We start from the raw sequence: 19,188 nt of genomic DNA, 5'->3' as shown, positions 1-19,188 counted from the left end.
ATGGCACAGGTCTACTCGGCGATGGCTGCGCCATACGGCTGCGTGTACGGTTATGAAGACAATACGTGCATCCAACCCATACGTGCATCTCCGCAGGTTGCGCCGGTTTGCTCGTCCGCGCCTGGCTGGACCACGCTCGTGCCGGCCAAGTGGATAGGCTCTCGGTACTCGGCGCCGCAGTGCAATTATCAGGCGCCGCCCACATGCCCGACTGGTTATACGCAGACGTCTGCGCCAACTTGGAAGGGAAGCGCTTGGGGCGCGCCGAGTTGTGCGAACCCTTTGCCGAGTCCACAGACGGGGATGGCGACGCATAACGGTGCTGCGCTTGTCGCGGTTAACAGCATCTTTGTCACCGTTCAGTGTGGATGGTACGCCCCAACTCAGGATGGAACGATGTCAGCCCTCGTCTATCAGGCAACCTACGCGGACGGATACGTTTCGTATTATCAGATGGCGAGTCCAACCGCTGCCTACAGTGTCTCGCAAGATTCGATGGGACGCTTCTTTGCCGACGTGTTGGGCGATAACTGGGATGTGCCAGCCGCCTCGCTTTACGGAGGCTATGCAGATCCAAACTACCCACCCGCCTCGTGGCCGCCACGCCAGTGTACACACGACGTAGGCGCATCCGGGCGTTAAAAAAAACGCGTGCAGGCTACCCTGCACGCGTTTTTACAAATACGGCTTTTGATCAATTTCCGGTTGTGAACGTCGAGCTTTTGGATATCGGCGAGCCATTTCGCGACGCGTTCAATTTGACGGAGTAGGTGGTGTTCGGCGCCAGCGCCGCTAAGGGGAGCAGAACGGCAACACCTTGGAACAGTTCGTTATTGACGTCCGCCGTGACGCCGGACGTCGAGCCGCTTAGCGCTGCGGAGGGAACGATCACCCGGGCAGGAACAACCGTGCCACCCGCGGACGTTAGGGTGAAGCTCTGGACGGTCAGCACGTCACCCTGATTCATCGCCGTGACGCGCACCAGAACAGGTCGACCGGGGGCGGACAGGTCCGGCGCAGGGTTCGGCGTTTCCGCAGTCATCAGACGCGCTACGCCCGTCTCGCCGGGAAGAGGCGAAATAGCTATTGCCGTAGTGGGCATTTGTTGGCCCGCGGAAAGGTTCACGCTATTGTCCGACGGATTGCCGCTGACGCCTGTCGTTTCACCGAAGTCTAACGAACATGCGTACGTTCCCTGACTCGTGTTCTGTTGGAACCCGATGCCGATCGTTTGCTGGACGCTTGTAACACCCTGCAAATGGTAGACCGTATTCAAAAACTGCCCGACACAGTCCGAAGCGTATGCTGCCGCGTTGGCTTGCGCTTGGCCAGCAGCGATGTCCTCCCAGATCCATTCAGTTGCGGGCGCACCGGCTTTGCGCGCACGACTCAGCGGAGTCACTTCGTAAAAATCTGTGAACGTGGATACTTCGTTGTGGGAAAGAGCCGTGATGTTGCCGTTAGCAAGGTTTGCGTTGAGATAGGCCGCGTGTGATTGCGCAGACGTGTCGAGTACAGCATCCTGTGCAAGCAGGCCGACTCCCATCGCTTGCCGATAGTTATTCAATGCGTTGAAGGCAGCCGACTGCGTCGACGCACTCGCGTACGTCGGCGCCGGCACGGACGTCGCGGGCGAGGCCGCATTTGACGCCGGTGTGCTGCTGCCGGTTGCTGGCGCTGTGGTGCCCGTATTGCTCGCGCTACTGCCGCCACCGCCACCACCGCAGGCTGCGAGTGTCATCAGTGCAGCGAGCGACAGGGTCGTGAGAGTTATTTTCTTGTTCTGCATTTTTTCCTCGTTCTTTCTATCAAGGGTCGCGCCCACTGCACGACCGTATTTCCAGGTTACACGCGCCAGATGGAAGTCAAGTTTCCCCACCACTCGGAGCGTCGTGAAGCCCGATTTCGCATAAATGCCCACTTCCAGCGCGTCGGCATTGTAAAGTTATCGGTAATCTCCAGTAGTACTTGAGCTGTATGTCCTCCGCATAAAAGAAACCCGCCAGGCGGCGGGTCTAGGGTTCACTTCGGCGTCTCATTTCCGATTGCGCTTTCGCCGATGAAAAATCCGCAACGCGACCAATGCTCCAGCCAGCATGCACGCAGTTGCATACGGGAGTTTCACGGCTACCAACGGAACGGTGCGCGAAGTGATAAAGACGGCAAGCAGAGCGATCGCGAGCCTGGCGAAGTTCGGCGAGGACGCGAGAGCGAACAAGCGTGACGGGCTGCGTCCGGCTACCTTGGCGAACGCTTCGTTGGTTTTTTCCAGATCGAATTCATCAGCCTGCTTCGCGCGCGAGTCCTGATAGAAGCTCTCATAGCGTTCGAAGCGACCGTCACCGCGGCCGTCCAGCCAGGCAGCATTGCTGTCTCGTACGACGTAGTCGAAATCGTCCATGCCCATCCTCCTCTAATGCATCTGGTCGCTGGCCCACGCGATCGCACCGATCGCATTGACGATGCACGATCCGTCGGACTCGGCGAAGAACTGACCAGTCTCAGGGTTTTGCCAGCCGAACTGCACCCGCCCGTCGGCGCTGATCACCACGAACCCTGCCGGAAGGTCATCGGGAATTTGCGGAGCCGTGCCGATCATGCTGCGCCCCTCGCTTTGCGCGCGCGTTTGCGGCGCGGCCCGAGCTCCTGCGCGCAGGATGGACACGTGAAACTGTGATGCATCTCCACGCGCACATCGCTGTTCGAAACCACGTAGTGCGTTCCGCAGGAACGGCAAGGCGCTGTGGTTAATCGCGTGTCGGCCGCCATTGCACTCGTCAGGTTGTACGCGCGATCAGCCGAAATTAGCGGTGTGCCGCCGAATAGGCGCGAGTAGATGTCGTGCGTGGCAATCAGTGCTTCGGCTGCACTGGCGCCGCGCGCGATCGCCTTACGGTATAGCCAGATGTAGGTCGTCGCGTGCAGTCGCTGTGCGGCAGTTTCGACAAACCACGTCAGCGACATTGCGCGGTTACCGCATGGGGAGCTTTTGCCGTGAATCTCAACGAAACGGGCGCGCATCTTGTTGGGATTGAGCGTGAAAACGTCCGAAGCGGTCGAGGCGCGCAGGCCGTGCGCCATCATCGCGGAGGCGAATGTCTCTTTTTGCCAGCGCTCCATCCGCAGCTCCGAGAAACCGAGAATGCGTGTCGGCTTCGCCGTATCGAGCGGCGCAGTGAGCATGATCTGGTGCGCGACGGACTCATCCGTCAACGTATCTGCCGTGAACTCATACCAGAATGTCGGGCTCGTGAACCTCCAGCGGAAGAGGGGCAGGCCGCCGATACGTCCCAGCGCGAGCCGGATCTGGCTTCCGCGAAGAGAGCCGAGGTAATCGGCCACTTCGGGCGTGATGCCGAGCAGCGGCGCGGCGAGCACGCTGGTGTGGATCAGGTTGCTCACTAGCGTCATGAATCGCAGATTGTGGCTGCGGATCGAGTACAACTCGATGCCTTCGACGGGGGGAAGCATCGCGCGCAGACGGTCGACCGCAAGCGTCGTTGGCGTCTCTTCGAAGAAGCACCGCCAGTCTTCGACCGTCGTCAGGGTGGGCGCCACCATAAGGAAAGGTGTTCGCAGCAGGCTGCGCAAGGATGCCTGATTCACACGCAGGTGCTCGATCTCCTTGCGCTCGACCTTGAAGATCTCGTTAAAGCGGCTTTCGCTAGTGAGCAGCCAGCGCATGAATTCGACGAAGTCGAAGTTCGCGCTCTGAATCTGATCTGTCTGCCAGTCAGGGACATGCAGGCGCTCGACGGCGAGATATTTTTCTTTTGCGTTCATTGTTCGGTGATCTGTGGTTCTCTCTGTCTCTGATTCGCGGCCAGCCCAGGCCGGGATCTCAGGCGGCCCGCGTGACGGCGACGAGTTCGGAATGGAACTTGCCGACGAGATCGGCCAGCCCTTGGAAAAGCGGAAGATATCGGGTCGGGCTGCCTTCCGCCGTGACGAGCAACTGCGCCGTAGTGAATTGCTGGGTGAACGCGCCAAACTTGTCGATCAACGCGTTGACTTCCTGCTCGGCGCGCAGACTTGCCTCGATCTCGGCGTTCTTCTCGGCGAGTGCCCGTTCGGCCGCGACGAGTTCATCCTGCTTTGTCTCAAGCGTCGACGTAATTTCGCGCTTGCGGCGGATCTGGTCCTCAATCGCATCTTCCATCGTTTTGAAGCCGTCGGGAACCTTCGGAACCTCGACCTGCTCAGTGCGCGTCTTCGCCTGCGCGTCCGCCAGTTGCTGATGGAGGTTCCGCAATTCTCGCTCGCGCTCCGACAGTTCACGCTGCAACGCGCTGACAGACTCTCCGTGGCTCGCCAGGACGTTCTTCATCGCGTCGGCCGCACGGCGGTCCTGATCGATGCTCGCCTGCAGTCGGTCGCGCTCCTCGCGAAGGCGTCTGTTTTCACTTTGCTCCTCGTCAAGCTGTTGGCCCGCATTGGACAGCTCGATATTCATTGTCTCGAGCCGATTGTTCGCTGCGGCGACTTCGTCCTGCGCCTTGCGGTAGCTCTCGACGAGCAACTTGACCTCTTTGTGAGGCATCTCCGGGTTCCCGGTTTTTGCATTGATGACGAGGTCGACCAGCTCGTCCGGCGTGTCGTTGCGGATCAGTAGTGCCATGTCCGCGCGCGTGAGCGACTGCACGGCGGCGCTGTTGCTTGCAAACTTGTCGTAGATCCGGGTGTACACGCCGACAGAGGACTTCGAGTGTTGGTGGACGCGCTGGATGTACGTGTAGGCGAGGTGCGCTGCCTTGTCGCGCACCGCCTTGCGATCGCCTTGGGACGCAATGAAGGAGTTGACGACGGTCGTGAGGATGTGGACGTAGTAGCCACCGATACGCATATGCTCCAGCAGAATCTTGCGCGTTGAATGAGCGACCTCCTCGCTTTCCTGAATGATGGTCCGGATGGCGGACTCGGGGATTTCCGTCCCAAACAGCGACCGCGCGGCAGCGCTGATTTCGCCTTCGGTCGGGACGAAATTGCCGAAGGTCGGAGCGGTATGACCCGGCGGCTCAGTCGCGGGCAGCGAGCCGGACGCGCCTTCGAGTCGCGTGGGATCAAATTCAGCGGACGGATTGTTCTGAGAGAGGATGCCTTTGCTAGTGCTCATGATGCTGATCCATTAAGTGTGATGAGGGCGCATTCGCAATCCGGCGGGACGAAGACGCGTTACGAATAGTTTCGAAAGACACATTCAGTAACATTCGCCGCGAACTGTTGGCCCGTCTTTGATCATAAGAATACGCCCGGTCTTTCTTCTGAAAAGGGCGAAAGATGCGTAAAGATGTGTAGCTTTTGCCGTCGAAGCGGAAATTTCTCCCGGAGGAGATGCCTTACAAACGGCAGAGACGCCTTGATCTTTAGGAAAAAGCGTGTCGAGATTTGTCGTCCATGCGCACGCGGGAACGGTGCTCGGCGAGGGCCAACGGGCACAACTCCCCCACGGACAGGACCGCTGACCATGCCAATTGAATATCTAGCGAGCGCTGACCAGACTCCTCAAATCGCGCTTTACACATTCGCATTTGCTGGGCGATATCGTCGATGCGCAGTAGCGCGGGAGGCAGCTCGGGAGAGAGGACGGACGACGGCGAAGCAAACACACCGAAACCATGCACCGGCCACATACCGGGCAGCACACTTCGGAGGAAGGCGACCTTCGAACGGTTCTGCCGCAGCGGCGATCGCCGCACGTCGCGCGTGCCGTCGGCGGCGATACGAGTCACCGTGTCGCTGTCCGGGCCGGGCTCGATCCGACCCGCCCAGTTTTTTGTTTCGAACACGAAGAGACCGAACGGTGTGACGGCGAGGTGGTCGATTTCCGCAGTCGGATAGGCGGTACCGGGCGCGTGATGCAGCAGGACCGCACCTTGGTGCAGGTAATAATTCTCGCCACACAGCCAGGTGAGCACGCGCCGTATCTCGGCGTCGGCGATCGCTTCTCCCGCATCGCCCAGCGCCTCTGAGCGCGGGACAGGTGGCTCGACTGGGCGCAACTGCGTCGGTCGCCTGCTAGAAAGGGTGCGGTAGACGAAGAAGCAGACGACGATCAGCAACGCATATCCGTACATGGTGAACTCCGCAGGTTGTGGTGAGTTCAGTTTGTCGATGAAAAATAGAAGTCAAGCGCCGGCCGTTCGCTAGTGCGTCCAACACGTTGGGCGGACTTAGGCGAAATGACCCGAAAAAACGTATAGCTTTCGGGTTAAGGAAGCGGCGCGCGTTTCGGTATGCCGTGCGGCGTGCAAAGCTGCATGCGTTTCGCGAGCATTCGGTCGCCGTTTGCGTATCCGCGGACCTAGTCTTGTCGTATCCCCGCGTCGGACGACGCATCGACTTATGGCATGGCGCGACGCCGTGCTTCCACGCGGCACATCTGCCCGGAATTTCTCTGAACCGTCGTTGAGCTTTTTCGTGCCGGTCGTGATCGACGTGCACGAAAGCGCTTCGCGCCGGTTTTCCCTGCTCGACCGAGCATCGAAGCCTTCCAGACGTCGTCTGGACATTTCCTGTGCGTTTTATTTTTCTGGAGAGAAAAATGGTGAAGCTGCTTTTTAAAGATGCGATCAAGACACCGTGGAAGCTGCTGGCCTTGTGCCTCGTGGTCTACCTGGCGGCGACATCGCTCATCGTGGCTATTTTCCTCGCGTTCCTCGGCTATGCGTGGGTTCGTAAGGCTATTCAACAGCAGGCGAAAACGCTTGCGGCTGCTGAAGCGGAGGCGGCACGCGCGGAATCGGCGCCTCCCGTCGTTCCCGTAGCACCCGCCGTCGCGACCGGTGTTGCCGCGGCTCCCGCAGCACCAGCGGACGCGCCCCAACCGGCACCGAAACGTCAGTATGCGAAATCGGCTGTCGTCATTCCGTTGAAAACAGGCACCCGCGACTAGGCGCCTGACCACCGCGTTACCACCGTGAACTGATCACGGTGGTAACGCCTCAACCCTTTCCGGGAATCCCATTCCCGGAAACGGGCATTGAGATTGCCGGAAACACCGGAGCAATCTCATGAATCCTCATGCGGCTGCCTGGCAGCTCGACATGTTCGGCGAATCCTCGCCAGTCGTTACGCCCCCGATCAAGCCTGATCCTCTTCCCGATCCGCATCTGTGGAGCGAGTCCGTCCGTGAGCGGATGGTCGACGCGCTGATCTCGCTCGCCAGCGACAGCCGGCGCGGCGACAGCATGCCCGAGTCGCTGATGGATTGCGCGACGCTTCTGTCCGAGCGTCTTCGCAATCGCAGGATTGACGTTGCTGACTATCGTGCAACCTTGGGCTGGATCATGGGTTACTGGGATGGCGCACTGCCCTATGTCTACGTCTGCAAGGTCAGCGGGGTCGACCCGGAGACGATGCAGGACGTGATCATGAGCACGCCGTTGCTCGCGCGCGATCTGGCCGAACTGAAAGCGATGTGCCTCGGCACATTGCTGTAGGAGGGGACATGTCGAACGCAGCCAGCTTTTTCACCCGAGTCCTTGCGGATATCTTCCCAGGCAAGTCGAACAACCTGCCGCAAGCGACTTCGCCGACGGCCAAACCCCCTACCTGGTCCGCGCCGTCAGCAACGCCAACAGCGACCGTCGTTCAACCCGCGCCCCGCGTGATAGGACAAGGCGCAACGAACGAAGCCCACGTCACGATCGCTGGTGTTCCCAATCTGTTCGTCGACGAGGGGGACTGCGTCGTTCAATTCATTCCGGCGTTCGACGAAGCGATGCAGGAGACCCACTTCGGCATCAAGGTGCTGCCGGAACTTGCGCCACACTGGACCGAGGCCGCGACGCATCGCTGCAGTCTCAAGGAAGCGATCGCAAAAGCGATTCGCGGCCACGGTCAGCGCGGCGTTCCGGCGCCGATGTCGCCGGCCGTGAGCAATCCTGCAGGCAACTTCGGGGGCAACCGTGCGGCGTCGCCGCGCGAACAGTTGATGCCAGATGAAAAGGGCGACGAGGACGTACCGCGTTTCTCTGCACGTCAGGCCAGATCGCAATACGGCGGCAATGAGACGGCTACTGTTTCGGGAACGATCGTCGCGTGGGGCGAGGAGCAATTTCCTCGTCGTCAACCAGGCGGTGCACGTTTCTACACCTCATTTGCGCTTCGACTCCAGACGCTATCGGGCGAGCGTGTCCTGCAAGGCGAAGGCCTGAAGGATGCGATATGCGAATCCGGCTGTCAGGTTGGCGATGTCGTATCCGTGCGGCGCCTGCGCAAGATCCAGGTGCAGGCATTCAATTCCGACGGCACACCCAAAACCAGAAACGGCGCGCCCGTGCTCTGGGACAAGTGGCTGTGGTCAATTTCACTCTAAGGACTTTCTCAATGGCTTCAGTCAATAAGGTCATCCTCGTCGGCAATCTCGGCGCGGACCCCGAAGTACGTTATCTGCCCAGCGGCGACGCTGTGGCCAACATCCGGCTCGCCACCACCGATCGCTACAAGGACAAGGCATCGGGCGAGATGAAGGAAGCAACCGAATGGCACCGCGTCTCATTCTTTGGACGCCTCGCCGAAATCGTCTCCGAGTATTTGAAGAAAGGCTCATCGGTTTATCTCGAAGGCCGCATCCGTACGCGGAAGTGGCAGGCGCAGGACGGCACCGATCGTTATTCGACGGAGATCGTCGCGGATCAGATGCAGATGCTCGGTGGTCGCGGTGGCGCCCAGCGCGAAAGCGATGAGAGCGACGGTGGCTTCGAACAGTCTGGTCGCTCGCGCGCTCAACAGCAGCCGGCAAGTCGCACGGCCGCTGGACAGCGGGCGGCGTCGACGCAGTCCCGGCCGCAAAGCGCACCGCAAAGTGTCCCTGGCGGGGGTGCACCGCGCGGCGGCGGTTTCGATGAGATGGATGACGATATCCCGTTCTGAGCGGTTCGGTAAGCTGCTCAGTGTCTAACAGGTGCGAGTCCTGTCGCAGTAGTTGGTTAGTTTGACTGCGTAGCGATGGCGTACATGTGGATGGCGACTGAAACATGGGAGCAACGCCGGATAAACGTGTCCCCCGACCCAGTCAGTGGGAGCGCGCAAATATGCAGCCCGTAACGAAAGTGAACCTGAACAAGCCTCGTAAATGTCAGCCACACGAGTATGCTGGGAGTGGTGTGGTGTAGGGTGGTTCCGCCGAGCCTCTAGAACGGGGGCGAAGGCCAGCGAGTCATGGTGGATTAACTAACCACTTGAAGCCATGATAGGAACTCGGGGTATTGAGGATGGGATGCATATAAAGCACTGAGCGGAACGAACGAGATCTCTACCCGTCGTGGCTTAACCCGCCACGTAATCGACGATATAAGGTAACCGCCGAAGTTCGGAGAAACGCGGGATAGAGAAGTCGGAGGAGGTCATAGTACTGTTGATGGCAAGGACAACATAACCTTGCCGGAGGGAAGGGCCTCTGCTTCTGTCATGCTCTTTTTGTAGGAGGCACTGCGTGATTGCGAAAGCTAAAAACACGCCGTTAGAAAGTGTGCGAGTACTGCAACGAAAGCTATACCAGGCAGCCAAGACGAATCCGACGCGAAAATTCGGTGCGTTATATGACAAAGTGTGCCAAAGCGATGTGCTGTGGTCGGCGTACCAACAGGTGAAAGCCAACAAAGGTGCCCCTGGCATCGACCGACAAACTTTCGACGTAATTGAAAGCGAAATCGGTCTTAGCGATTTTCTGGATGGAATCCAATCACGTCTCAAAGCGAAGCGGTACAAGCCTCTACCGGTTAGACGGGTGTATATCCCTAAGGCCGATGGATCGCAAAGACCGCTGGGCATACCAGTCATTGCCGATCGCGTGGTTCAGGCAGCAGTGAAGCTTGTTATCGAACCTATGTTCGAGGCGAGTTTCAAGGATTTTTCGTATGGCTTTCGCCCTCGGAAGAGTGCGCAACAGGCCCTGCGGGAAGTCTACAAATGGCTGAATTTCAAATGCCATTGGGTTGTGGATGCGGATCTGAAGGCTTATTTCGATACGATTCCACACGACAAACTGCTGCTTTCAGTGCGATCCAAGGTCATAGATCGGTCTGTTGTAAAACTGATCGAAATGTGGCTCAAAGCAGGTGTGATGGAGGATATGCGAGTCCGGACGGAAACGACCGGGACACCACAGGGGGGAGTTATCTCTCCCTTGCTCGCAAACCTCTACTTGCACTGGCTGGATCACACATGGGTGAAGAAGGCGTTTGCTAATCGGCCGTACGATGCTCACATTGTGCGGTACGCCGACGACTTCGTAATTCTGTGCAACAAGAACCCCGAGTTTTATCTGGGGGAGGCCAAGAAAGTGCTGGATCGTCTTGGTCTCACGCTCAATGCGCAGAAAACACGGATAGTAGATGCCCGGGAGGAGCCGTTCGACTTTCTGGGTCACCGATTTGTAGCCCAACCGTCGAAGGTGACGGGCAAGCTCAAGTCGTACTACTACCCCTCGCCCAAGGCGATGAAGTCGGTCAAGAAGAAGATTCGGGAGGTTGTCCGAACAGGGCAGCACTGGAATCTGCCGCAGCTCATCAAGGAGAAGGTCAATCCGATTCTTCGCGGCTGGGGAAACTACTTCAAGACGGGTAACTCAAGGAAGCACTTCTTGAGCATCGCGAACTACACGACGTGGACGCTCTGCATCATGCTTCGGAAGAAGCACAAGAAGCGAGCTAAGGGGTGGAGGGACCACCCGCCATCTTGGTTCTATGATTACCACGGGCTCTTCAAGTTGTATGGCCTGTCGGTGACCGGAGAGGAATCAAGTCGGTATGCACGCCCTGTGCCGTTGTAACGCTGCTGGCTGAAGGCAGTCGGAAAGCCGTGTGCGGGAAAACTGCAAGCACGGTTTGACGAGAGGTCGCTGGGGAGATCACTTCAAACTTGAGACCTACTCTACGAGATTTCGTAACCGTAGAATGTAAAGATCAACCCCGCCTTTGTGCGGGGTTTTTCTTTTTGTATCTGGGATTCAGGGCGTTTCCTGATCCGCAACATTTACCGGAGGGGTACCGCGGCCGCCGGTGATTTTCTGTTCGTAACTATTGCCGTCAACTTCGGGCGCAGGCGGTGCGGACCGGTGCGGTTCGCCGGGCGCTGCCACGAAAATGTCGTAAACATCGTCTACGTTGGATCGGGAGCATCAGGGAGAAGCCGATGCATGCCCGATTCCACGTGGTCACGGTCCGGCATCCGGGCGGCGAACGCCTGCCGATCCTGCTGGACGCCGAGCGGCAACCCATACCGTGGCTAAACAACTATGTGATCCGGAGGCTGCGACCGCGGCTCGCGGTTAGCAGTCTCGTCAAGACGCTTTATGTTCTCGGATGTGTATGGCAGTGGGCGTCCAATGAGGCGTTTCCGCTTGAGGCGCGGCTCGTGTCAGGGGATGGCCTGTCCCCGGATGAAATCGTCAGCAGGCTCTATCCGTGGTTGCGTCGCAACTTCAGGACTGCAGGCAAGATCCGCAAGCTGGTCGTCTCGCCTGGCACGGTAGTGTTCCGGCTTAATGTCACCTTGCGCTGCATCGTCTGGCACCTTGAATGCGCAATGGCGATGATGGCCGCAGGCAGTCAGCAGCTCGCCGACGCGCGGGAGCGACTGGAAGTCATTCGACGGAGCGTCGCAACAGCAGCGCGAACACGCCTGCCGACTGCCGTGCATGCCACGCCGCTCACGGATGAGCAGTTGCAGCGCCTGCTGCAGGTCTGCCATCCAGACTCGGTTGAAAATCCCTGGAAGAAGCCTTATCGCGAGCGCAACTTCCTGATTGTGCTGATGCTCGTCACGCTCGGAATCAGGCGAGGTGAGCTGCTCAAACTCCGCCTGTCTGACTGCCTTCTATCCAGGGCCATTCCCGAAATCCAGGTCGAGCGCTCGCCCGACGATCCGGTTGATCCGCGCAGGCACGAGCCACAGGTAAAAACCGAATCACGGCATCTGCCGTGCGACGTATCGCTTGCCCGATATCTGAACGTGTACATCTGCAAAGTGCGGCGGCTGATCGCCGGCGCAAACAGAAGTCCATATCTGTTCCTGAGCCGCAACGGGCAGCCGATGAGCCTTGCGCGTGTGAATGGGCTGCTCGACCAGGTCGGGCACGTCCACCCGGAGTTCGTCGATCTGCATCCCCACTCCCTGCGAAGCACGTGCGCGACCAACTTCCGATCGACAGCGCAGCGTAACGGCGTGGACGAGGACCGCATCGACAAGGACATGATGTACTTCTTTGGCTGGCGTTCATCTGGTTCGGTGACACCCTACATCGATGCAGCTATCCGACGGGAATCGTATGAGATCAGCCTGCGTTACCAGACCTCACTCTTCGGCCGGGACGCGTTGAGGAGCATTACGTGACGAACGGTGACGTCAACCAGGCGATGCTCGGAACGCTCGCCCGGTTTAACCTGCCAGCCTTGCCCGATTCTGTCATTGACCGGGACGGTCGGCGTATCGATATGGCTGAATCTCGCTGGAGACTCAATACCGTTACGGATCATGTGTCTATCGACTGGGGCGACTTTGCTGACTTCAATCTGATCGTGAGCTATGCACTGAGGCGATGGGCGGCGCAACTGCTGACGCAGCAGGCCAGCGCGAGCGTCGCCGGTGCGGTGTCCGGGACCGCGGCGGTTATAAGCGGCCGTGGCCGCGGTGCGAATGCGTCGTTCGAAGAACTGCGAGCGCATTGGCAGAGGATGAAAACCATCAATGAGCCGGAGAGGTTGCGTCCAGCTCTGCGTACCCTCGTGGTCAAAGCTATTCAGGCGTTGCGGGCCCGCAAGGCGATGTCGAACTTCTATCACTTGCGTCTGTGGTACGCCTGGTCGTCTGAAATGCTGCAGTGTCTCGGGTTCGATGACGAATTCGCGCTGGAGCTCAACGAAATCTGGGTTCCAGGTCGACCTTCGCGACTGGCGGTGGAGCTGGAAGACGAGGATTGTGGACCGCTCTGTGATACTGAGGTGACGCTATTAAGCAAGGCTCTGGCCGCAGACCAGTCGATGAAACGGTCCCGCCTCCTGCAACGCTCGGCCGTTGCGCTCAGCCTGGCGCTTGGCAGGAATCCGGCGAACTTCTGCCTGCTACGAGAGACGGACCTTCGCAACATCGTTGAAGGATATGACGTCCCGCCTCAATGGGTACTGTCCGTTCCGCGCATCAAGAAGTCCGGCATGCGCCCCCGCCAGGTCTTCGTAGACGAGCGTATTAGCGACGATCTGGCGAAACTGCTCCGGGATCTCATTGAGAGTAACGCGTCGATTGACTGCGGTGACTGTCCAAGGCCGCTCTTCATGCGAAGGCGGCCGGACAAGTGGTGCGTCGGCACAGATATCGGCGAATACGCGTATCACATCCCATGCAGACAGTTCGGTCAACTGCTCCGATACTTCTCGTTGAGATCGGGATTGATCTCGCCGCGTACCATGCAACCCCTGCGGGTGACGCCGCGGCGCCTGCGCTACACGTTTGCCACCACAATGGTCGAACTGGGTGTCTCCCGAAAAGTGCTCGCAGTCATGCTCGATCACTCGGATACGCAGCACGTGAGGGTCTACTACGCGCTGAAGGGCAGGCAACTGACCACGATCCTTGATCAGGCCGCAGCGTTGAAACTTGGGCCGCTGATGAGGTTGTTCCGGGGCACGCTCGTGCCATCTGCCGGATGGGCTGTGAACGGCTCCGATCCACAGAAAAGTGTCAGGTTTACAGGGGATGTGTCCGCGGTGCGACCGGTCGAAATCGGTGCATGCGGACAGGAGAATCTGTGCACGCTTGATCCGCCGTTCTCCTGCTATCTGTGTCCGAAATTCCAGCCTTACGTCGAGGCGGACCATCAGGCTGTGCTCAACGAACTTCTCGCCAGCCGTGAGCATCGCCGGATCAGGTATGGCTCGCGGCTAGCGATACAGCTTGATGACGTTATCTATGCGGTTGCGCAGGTGGTTCTGGAGGTTGAAGAACATGTTCGCAAGCCCCGCAAAAAGGCGTAAATCGATGGCGGCACCCGTCTGCGCATTGGGTGCGCCGTCGGCGAACTGGCTGGTCAATCAGGCTTCGCTCGTGGCTGCGGCCAGATCGACAGTTCCGTTTGCCGGTGTCGACTGGGGCAGTCCGGTCTGGGACGTGTCGGAGACTTACCGGCATCGCACCCGTGGTTACAAGATAGACAAGCCGGTGCAGAGGCTGGTGTTCACCCGGCACAGTCCCGGACATCGATTACAGGGCGCTCCACTGCACGGCGTGTTTGGAGATGTGGTCAAGTCACTCGTGTGTCTGAGACATCGTCAGCGAGGGCAGTCATCGAATAGCCACATGGTATTCGTGCGCGCAACGCGTTATGTGTTCGATGCGCTTGCCGACTGCGAGTACGACATCAGCGAGTTGAGCTGCGATCATCTCGACGCTGCAGCAGCAAGGGTGCAAGGGCGTGAGAAAGAGTCGACGGCGTATAAGGTCTTCGGGCATATAGAGGAGTTTGCCGACGCGCTGGATCGTAACGGACTCTGCCGCTTGCGTCTGGACTGGAGATGCCGGCATAAAGTCCGTCCGAGATGGCTGACGCCTGATCGTGTCGAGCAGGATCATCGAGATGCCGGGCCAGAGAATCGCCTCCCCGACGAAGACGCCATCCGCGCGCTCGGGTATCTCTATCAGCACATCCCGCGTGGCGCATCGTCATCCGAATGCGTCAGCGGTGATCGCATCATGACTCTGATTGCCACGATCATGGTCTGCACCGGGTTACGCGTAGGCGAGATGTTGACGCTGCCTGAATACCCCCTGAAAACGGCCAGGGACGGCAGTAGGGTTCTGCGCTATGCGCGCCTGAAAGGCAGGGCCGACGAAATATGCGTTGAATGGGAGGACAAGCCCCTGCTTACCGAGACAGTAACGCTGATCGAGGAAGCACTCAACGAACTGCACGAGGCAACAGAGGGCGCGAGACAGGTTGCCCGGGCGTTCAATGAAACGGGGTGTCTGCTATCTGGAAGAATGCCTGATACAGAGATCGACGGAAGGTCGTTGATCGCGATTCTTGGGCTTCGCAGTCGAGGCATTGCACAGTTCCTCAAGGCACGACGGATTCCATTCTCAATACGGGAGCGCAGTTGTTGCGTCAGCCGCGATAGCCTTCTTCGGGGGCTGCTCGCCGACCACTGCACACTGCCTGTCATTCCGGGACCACCGGGTGAGGGTGTACTAATGCACGAGGCCCTGTGCGTCTGCTACACCAACCAGATGCATCGAGGTAACAGGCCGACATTGATGTATGCAGCACGTCCAATATCAGATCAGCAAATAGGAGACTTCCTGAGCGGGCGCGGGGAGATCCGGTCTGTCTTCGAGCGCTATGCGGTGCGGGACAGCCGTGGCGGGCCGATCAACCTGCACTCTCACGGCTTCCGCCACTTCCTCAACCATCTGCTCGACGAGGGTGGTGCACCGGATCTTGTGCAGACGAAGTGGTTCGGGCGCAAATACGAAGCCGATACCCGTGCCTACCAGCATCTCACGCTCTCACAAAGAGCCGTCAGGGCTGTAGCCGATATCGAAGACGGTCGCATGGGTGGCATCGTGCCCGAAATGGCGAAAGCGTTGCCGGTCGAACTGGCTCACACGTTTCTGAGCGCCCGCATTCAGGCTGTACACGATGTCGGACCGGGTATGTGCATCCACGACTTCCAGATGGCACCGTGTCCGAGGCATCTGCAGTGCACAGTCAATTGCGACGAATTCATCTGGTTGAAGGGCGACGTCTCGCGGACCGACGAGCTGAAGCGTCAGGCTGCGATCGTGCGACTCAGCCTGCAGAACGTCGAGACAGAGATCGGTATGCAGGCACTGGTCGCACCGGACTGGCTCCGGCATCTGCGCACCCGGTACACGCAATTGATAACCCAGCTTGCAACGCTCAACGTCAGCGAACCGGACCTTCTGCGCTACATCAACGAAGGAGGCGGCCGTGCCGAAAAGCATACGGGCTAATGGAAAACTGGGACAGCGCAAGGCGGCAGGTATCGTGGCCGAACTCGAACGTTGGCGTGACGGCGAACTCGGCGCAAAATTGACATGGGAGCGTGTCGAGGCCTTCTGGGGATTTACACGGCAGGCACTGAGCCGTCATCCGGAAATCCGGCAGGCGTATATCGAGGCTAAACGGGCCCTTGCCATGCCGGCCCGTCGCTCGCGCATTAAAGGTGATGAGGTCCAGTACCTTGACCAGACGATCGAGAGCCTGCGCGCGCGGATCACCCAGTACGAAGCGCTCGAGCAGCAGTGGCTTCAGCGCTGGCAGCGCATCGCCTTCCATTGCGCGAGAAAGGGGCTGAACATCGATGAGCTTGATCTCCCCCTTGACAGCGCGAGCCGGCGTTAGGGCAACTGACCAGAGGCCTGCCGGATCTGGGCGGGTGAGGTGCGCGCCGCGACGAAAAAGCAGATTGCCGACACCAGGGAGACGAGGAGCACGGTCCATTCGACTGCCGGGTAGCTGCGGGTGATGCCCCAGATGCCGGCTGCGGCGATTGGCGCGATGCCCTTGGCTACGTTCGACGGGAACGACAGCATGCCGCTGATCGCGCCGTACCCTTCGGTCCACAGAAACTGTTGAACAATAGTTCCACGAAGGATGGTCATCATGCCGTTGGCTGCGCCGTAGCACAGCGCGAAAAGCCACAACAGGGCGGCCGACTTGCCGGCGAAGATGAGGATGACCGTCGATACGGGAAAAAGCGTGACGACGACGAATCCGACCGTCGCGATGCTGACCTTGCGATCGAACATGAACCAGACAGCACGTGCGATGACCTGTGCGGGTCCGATCAGCGCCATTGTGATGACGAGGACCGTGTTTGCGACACCACGCTCGACCATCAGCGGAACGAGATGGAAGGTGAGCGCAGTGAATGTCGCATAGTAGGTCGCAAAGCAGACGGCGAGTGCCCAGAAGGTCGGTGTTTGAAGTGCGCGCCGCATGGCCACATCGTTGACCGCCTTGCGCTCCGCGCTCGCGTGGGCCGACGTCGCATCCAGTCGCGACGAACGGATTGCGGCGAAGTGGATTGGCAGGCAGATGGCCAGATTGCAGGCAGCGAGCGCGATCAACGCGAGTCTCCAGCCTGCCGCACCTACGAGGTACTGGGTCAGCGGAATGAAGACGGTACTCGCAAAGCCGGCGACAAGCGTCACCAGTGTGATCTTGGCTCTGTAGCGCTGCGGGTAGCGGTGAGTCAGCACCGCGAAGAGCGGATCGTAAACGTTGCGGCCATCGACAGCCCGAGACCGATCCATGCAACAAACACAACCGTCAGTGAAGACGTTGCCGACCACAGGAGAAGCATGGCCGCAGCCACGATGGAGCCAATGGTCATCACGCGTCGACCGAGACCGTGATCGATCCATTTGCCAACCGGGTAAGCGGCGAAGCCAGAAACCAGCAGCCCGAGCGAGAGTGCAGCGTTCGTTGCTGTGCGACTCCAGCCCATCGACTGCTCCATCGGTACAACGATTAGCGAGAAGGAGTAATAGACGGAGCCCCACGACACCAGTTGGGCGAGCGCGAGCGCCCAGGTCGCCAGCGACTCTGATGTGTCGGGCGCGTTACTCGACTTCACTGTCGTCGGTGTCGGCGTTCTGTGTGTTGTGCTCATGACTCATTGCCGCGCTTACGAGCGCAGTAACGGTTGCCGGGGCCTTCTGCTTGCGTTCGCTGTAGCGGTCGGTCAGATAGTCCGAACGGTCGCGCACGAGCAGCGTGAACTTGTACAGTTCCTCCATTACGTCGACCACGCGATCGTAGTACGGCGACGGCTTCATGCGGCCGTTCTCGTCAAACTCCTGGAACGCCTTTGCCACCGAACTCTGATTGGGGATCGTCACCATCCGCATCCAGCGCCCGAGTACGCGCAGCGCGTTGACGGCGTTGAACGACTGCGAACCACCTGAAACCTGCATGACGGCCAGCGTGCGTCCCTGCGTCGGGCGGATGCTGCCGGAGTCGAGTGGCAGCCAGTCGATCTGGTTCTTGAATACGCCCGTCAGTGCGCCATGCCGCTCGGGGCTACACCACACCTGTCCTTCGGACCAGATCGACAGCTCGCGCAGTTCGACCACCTTCGGATGGTCAGCCGGGACGCTATCAGCGAGCGGCAGATCATGTGGGTCGAACACCTTCGTTTCGGCTCCGAACTGGCGGAGGATGCGCTCGGCTTCGAGCGTCAGCAGCCGGCTGTAGGACGTCGGGCGTAACGAGCCGTAAAGCAGCAGGATGCGAGGTGGGTGTTGCGATACCGCCGGCGGTTCCAGCTTTGCAAGATCCGGTGTGTCGAGATGGGACAGGCTGATGTTTGGGAGGTCTGGCTGCATCGTGTGGAGGAACTACAGGGTAATGGCACGCGAGAGCAGCGTGGCTGTCGCTGGACACAGGTCGGTTGCCTGACGGGTCGCGAGGATTGCTGCAGGCGCGGCGTCGCGCGCGACCGGCTTGAATCCCGCCTTCTCGAAGAGCGCCGTCGTGTTGGTGGTAAGCAGCCAGGCCGTACGGGCGCCTGCATCAAACGCTTCGCGCAGAAGTACGGCGATCAGGTTGCGGCCGATACCTTTGCCGCGGTGCTGCGGCTCTACGGTGATTGACCGGACCAGCACATCGTTGCCGCAATGTTCGAATCCACCGTAGCCTACGTGCGAGCCAGCAAGGGTGCTGAACGCGAAGAAACTGCGACCCGGTTCGTCGAGGTCGCCGCCCGGCAGGTCGGCATCCCGCAACGCATTGGCGAATCCGGCATCGTTGCCGTCAATGGCGCGGGCGACGATGAACGGTACGCCTTCCTCCTTCAGCATCTCGTGTCCGGGGACACGGTGCAGCAGGCGGGTCACGGCGTCCGAAGGCCGACAAAGGCGCGTGCCACGTGGCGTCACGACAATCGGCCTGTTCATCAGGACCGGGTGGGCAAGTATCGCGTCGATCAGTTGGGCATCGCTCAATGCTGGATCCCCGAGTCCGAGTTCCTTGTAAGGCGTACCCTTGATGCGCAGCACGTCCCTGACCGCCATGCCGGTGTCAGCGATCAGTTGCTCAAGCGTTGCGCGATCAGGTGGCGTCTTCAGATATTCGACGACGTGCGGGTTCTCGCCAGCTTCACGCAGCAGCGCAAGCACATTGCGCGATGTTCCACAGTCGGGGTTGTGATAGATGGTGACGCTCAT

Annotated in this window: 18 protein-coding genes and 1 pseudogene; 10 read left to right on the top strand and 9 right to left on the bottom strand. The window is 59.5% G+C overall.

What is annotated here, in order from left to right; genetic code table 11:
• Positions 1-694: 694 nt before the first annotated feature.
• From LFL96_RS34685 to LFL96_RS34660, 6 genes are all read right to left on the bottom strand, one after another.
• Complete coding sequence (locus tag LFL96_RS34685) at positions 695-1,921, bottom strand: CAP domain-containing protein (protein ID WP_281004181.1); 1,227 nt, start codon at positions 1,919-1,921, stop codon at positions 695-697.
• Positions 1,922-2,035: 114 nt separating this feature from the next.
• A complete protein-coding gene (locus tag LFL96_RS34680; RefSeq protein WP_281004180.1) occupies positions 2,036-2,401 on the bottom strand; it encodes a hypothetical protein in 366 nt (121 codons plus the stop codon).
• A 12-nt stretch (positions 2,402-2,413) separates the two neighbouring features.
• Positions 2,414-2,599, bottom strand: coding sequence for a hypothetical protein (locus tag LFL96_RS34675; RefSeq protein ID WP_281004179.1), 186 nt, complete (start codon positions 2,597-2,599; stop codon positions 2,414-2,416).
• Complete coding sequence (locus LFL96_RS34670; RefSeq protein ID WP_281004178.1) at positions 2,596-3,783, bottom strand: FlhC family transcriptional regulator; 1,188 nt, start codon at positions 3,781-3,783, stop codon at positions 2,596-2,598. The genes LFL96_RS34675 and LFL96_RS34670 overlap by 4 nt, the downstream gene beginning before the upstream one ends.
• A gap of 58 nt (positions 3,784-3,841) precedes the next feature.
• Positions 3,842-5,113 carry a hypothetical protein gene (locus LFL96_RS34665; protein ID WP_281004177.1) on the bottom strand — a complete coding sequence of 424 codons (1,272 nt, stop codon included), beginning with the start codon at positions 5,111-5,113 and terminating at the stop codon, positions 3,842-3,844.
• A gap of 250 nt (positions 5,114-5,363) precedes the next feature.
• Positions 5,364-6,074, bottom strand: a complete 711-nt coding sequence (locus LFL96_RS34660) for a nuclease-related domain-containing protein (protein ID WP_281004176.1) — start codon at positions 6,072-6,074, stop codon at positions 5,364-5,366.
• Positions 6,075-6,342: 268 nt separating this feature from the next.
• On the opposite strand from LFL96_RS34660, the gene LFL96_RS34655 reads away from it, so the two are divergent.
• The 10 genes from LFL96_RS34655 (at position 6,343) to LFL96_RS34610 (ending at position 16,360) form a co-directional block, all read left to right on the top strand.
• Positions 6,343-6,561 (top strand): hypothetical protein, encoded by a 219-nt coding sequence (locus LFL96_RS34655; protein WP_281004175.1) that lies wholly within the window; start codon positions 6,343-6,345, stop codon positions 6,559-6,561.
• Positions 6,542-6,892 carry a hypothetical protein gene (locus tag LFL96_RS34650; RefSeq protein ID WP_281004174.1) on the top strand — a complete coding sequence of 117 codons (351 nt, stop codon included), beginning with the start codon at positions 6,542-6,544 and terminating at the stop codon, positions 6,890-6,892. Before LFL96_RS34655 ends, LFL96_RS34650 begins: the two co-directional genes overlap by 20 nt.
• A gap of 118 nt (positions 6,893-7,010) precedes the next feature.
• Positions 7,011-7,439, top strand: coding sequence for a hypothetical protein (locus tag LFL96_RS34645; RefSeq protein WP_281004173.1), 429 nt, complete (start codon positions 7,011-7,013; stop codon positions 7,437-7,439).
• 8 nt (positions 7,440-7,447) lie between these two features.
• On the top strand, positions 7,448-8,317 hold the full coding sequence (locus LFL96_RS34640; RefSeq protein ID WP_281004172.1) for a hypothetical protein: 870 nt from the start codon (positions 7,448-7,450) through the stop codon (positions 8,315-8,317).
• An 11-nt stretch (positions 8,318-8,328) separates the two neighbouring features.
• A complete protein-coding gene (locus LFL96_RS34635; protein ID WP_281004171.1) occupies positions 8,329-8,874 on the top strand; it encodes a single-stranded DNA-binding protein in 546 nt (181 codons plus the stop codon).
• A 562-nt stretch (positions 8,875-9,436) separates the two neighbouring features.
• On the top strand, positions 9,437-10,774 hold the full coding sequence (ltrA, locus tag LFL96_RS34630; protein WP_280997543.1) for a group II intron reverse transcriptase/maturase: 1,338 nt from the start codon (positions 9,437-9,439) through the stop codon (positions 10,772-10,774).
• 362 nt (positions 10,775-11,136) lie between these two features.
• A complete protein-coding gene (locus tag LFL96_RS34625) occupies positions 11,137-12,336 on the top strand; it encodes a site-specific integrase (RefSeq protein WP_281004170.1) in 1,200 nt (399 codons plus the stop codon).
• Positions 12,333-13,973, top strand: coding sequence for a site-specific integrase (locus LFL96_RS34620; protein WP_281004169.1), 1,641 nt, complete (start codon positions 12,333-12,335; stop codon positions 13,971-13,973). Before LFL96_RS34625 ends, LFL96_RS34620 begins: the two co-directional genes overlap by 4 nt.
• Positions 13,974-13,977: 4 nt before the next feature.
• Positions 13,978-15,969, top strand: coding sequence for an integrase (locus LFL96_RS34615; protein WP_281004168.1), 1,992 nt, complete (start codon positions 13,978-13,980; stop codon positions 15,967-15,969).
• Positions 15,947-16,360, top strand: a complete 414-nt coding sequence (locus tag LFL96_RS34610; protein WP_281004167.1) for a hypothetical protein — start codon at positions 15,947-15,949, stop codon at positions 16,358-16,360. Before LFL96_RS34615 ends, LFL96_RS34610 begins: the two co-directional genes overlap by 23 nt.
• Here the strand turns inward: LFL96_RS34610 and LFL96_RS34605 are convergent.
• From LFL96_RS34605 to arsC, 3 genes and pseudogenes are all read right to left on the bottom strand, one after another.
• A pseudogene (locus LFL96_RS34605) lies at positions 16,357-17,633 on the bottom strand (MFS transporter). The gene LFL96_RS34610 and the pseudogene LFL96_RS34605 sit on opposite strands and share 4 nt — an antisense overlap.
• Positions 17,584-18,348 carry an arsenical resistance protein ArsH gene (gene arsH, locus LFL96_RS34600; RefSeq protein ID WP_281004166.1) on the bottom strand — a complete coding sequence of 255 codons (765 nt, stop codon included), beginning with the start codon at positions 18,346-18,348 and terminating at the stop codon, positions 17,584-17,586. Before arsH ends, LFL96_RS34605 begins: the two are co-directional and overlap by 50 nt.
• Positions 18,349-18,360: 12 nt before the next feature.
• Entirely contained in the window at positions 18,361-19,188 is an 828-nt protein-coding gene (gene arsC, locus LFL96_RS34595) for an arsenate reductase (glutaredoxin) (protein WP_281004165.1), read from the bottom strand.

This window comes from Paraburkholderia sp. D15 (genome assembly GCF_029910215.1).
Classification (GTDB): domain Bacteria; phylum Pseudomonadota; class Gammaproteobacteria; order Burkholderiales; family Burkholderiaceae; genus Paraburkholderia.
Note: the sequence above shows the minus strand (reverse complement) of the source record. Positions and strands in the feature narration are given on the sequence as shown.

Excerpts from the sequence above, each read along its gene's own strand:
- LFL96_RS34680 (WP_281004180.1), bottom strand. The coding sequence starts at position 2,401 with ATGGACGATTTCGACTACGTCGTACGAGACAGCAATGCTGCCTGGCTG.
- LFL96_RS34675 (WP_281004179.1), bottom strand. The coding sequence starts at position 2,599 with ATGATCGGCACGGCTCCGCAAATTCCCGATGACCTTCCGGCAGGGTTC.
- LFL96_RS34670 (WP_281004178.1), bottom strand. The coding sequence starts at position 3,783 with ATGAACGCAAAAGAAAAATATCTCGCCGTCGAGCGCCTGCATGTCCCT.
- LFL96_RS34665 (WP_281004177.1), bottom strand. The coding sequence starts at position 5,113 with ATGAGCACTAGCAAAGGCATCCTCTCTCAGAACAATCCGTCCGCTGAA.
- LFL96_RS34660 (WP_281004176.1), bottom strand. The coding sequence starts at position 6,074 with ATGTACGGATATGCGTTGCTGATCGTCGTCTGCTTCTTCGTCTACCGC.
- LFL96_RS34655 (WP_281004175.1), top strand. The coding sequence starts at position 6,343 with ATGGCATGGCGCGACGCCGTGCTTCCACGCGGCACATCTGCCCGGAAT.
- LFL96_RS34650 (WP_281004174.1), top strand. The coding sequence starts at position 6,542 with ATGGTGAAGCTGCTTTTTAAAGATGCGATCAAGACACCGTGGAAGCTG.
- LFL96_RS34645 (WP_281004173.1), top strand. The coding sequence starts at position 7,011 with ATGAATCCTCATGCGGCTGCCTGGCAGCTCGACATGTTCGGCGAATCC.
- LFL96_RS34640 (WP_281004172.1), top strand. The coding sequence starts at position 7,448 with ATGTCGAACGCAGCCAGCTTTTTCACCCGAGTCCTTGCGGATATCTTC.
- LFL96_RS34635 (WP_281004171.1), top strand. The coding sequence starts at position 8,329 with ATGGCTTCAGTCAATAAGGTCATCCTCGTCGGCAATCTCGGCGCGGAC.
- LFL96_RS34625 (WP_281004170.1), top strand. The coding sequence starts at position 11,137 with ATGCATGCCCGATTCCACGTGGTCACGGTCCGGCATCCGGGCGGCGAA.
- LFL96_RS34615 (WP_281004168.1), top strand. The coding sequence starts at position 13,978 with ATGGCGGCACCCGTCTGCGCATTGGGTGCGCCGTCGGCGAACTGGCTG.
- arsH (WP_281004166.1), bottom strand. The coding sequence starts at position 18,348 with ATGCAGCCAGACCTCCCAAACATCAGCCTGTCCCATCTCGACACACCG.
- arsC (WP_281004165.1), bottom strand. The coding sequence starts at position 19,188 with ATGAGCGTCACCATCTATCACAACCCCGACTGTGGAACATCGCGCAAT.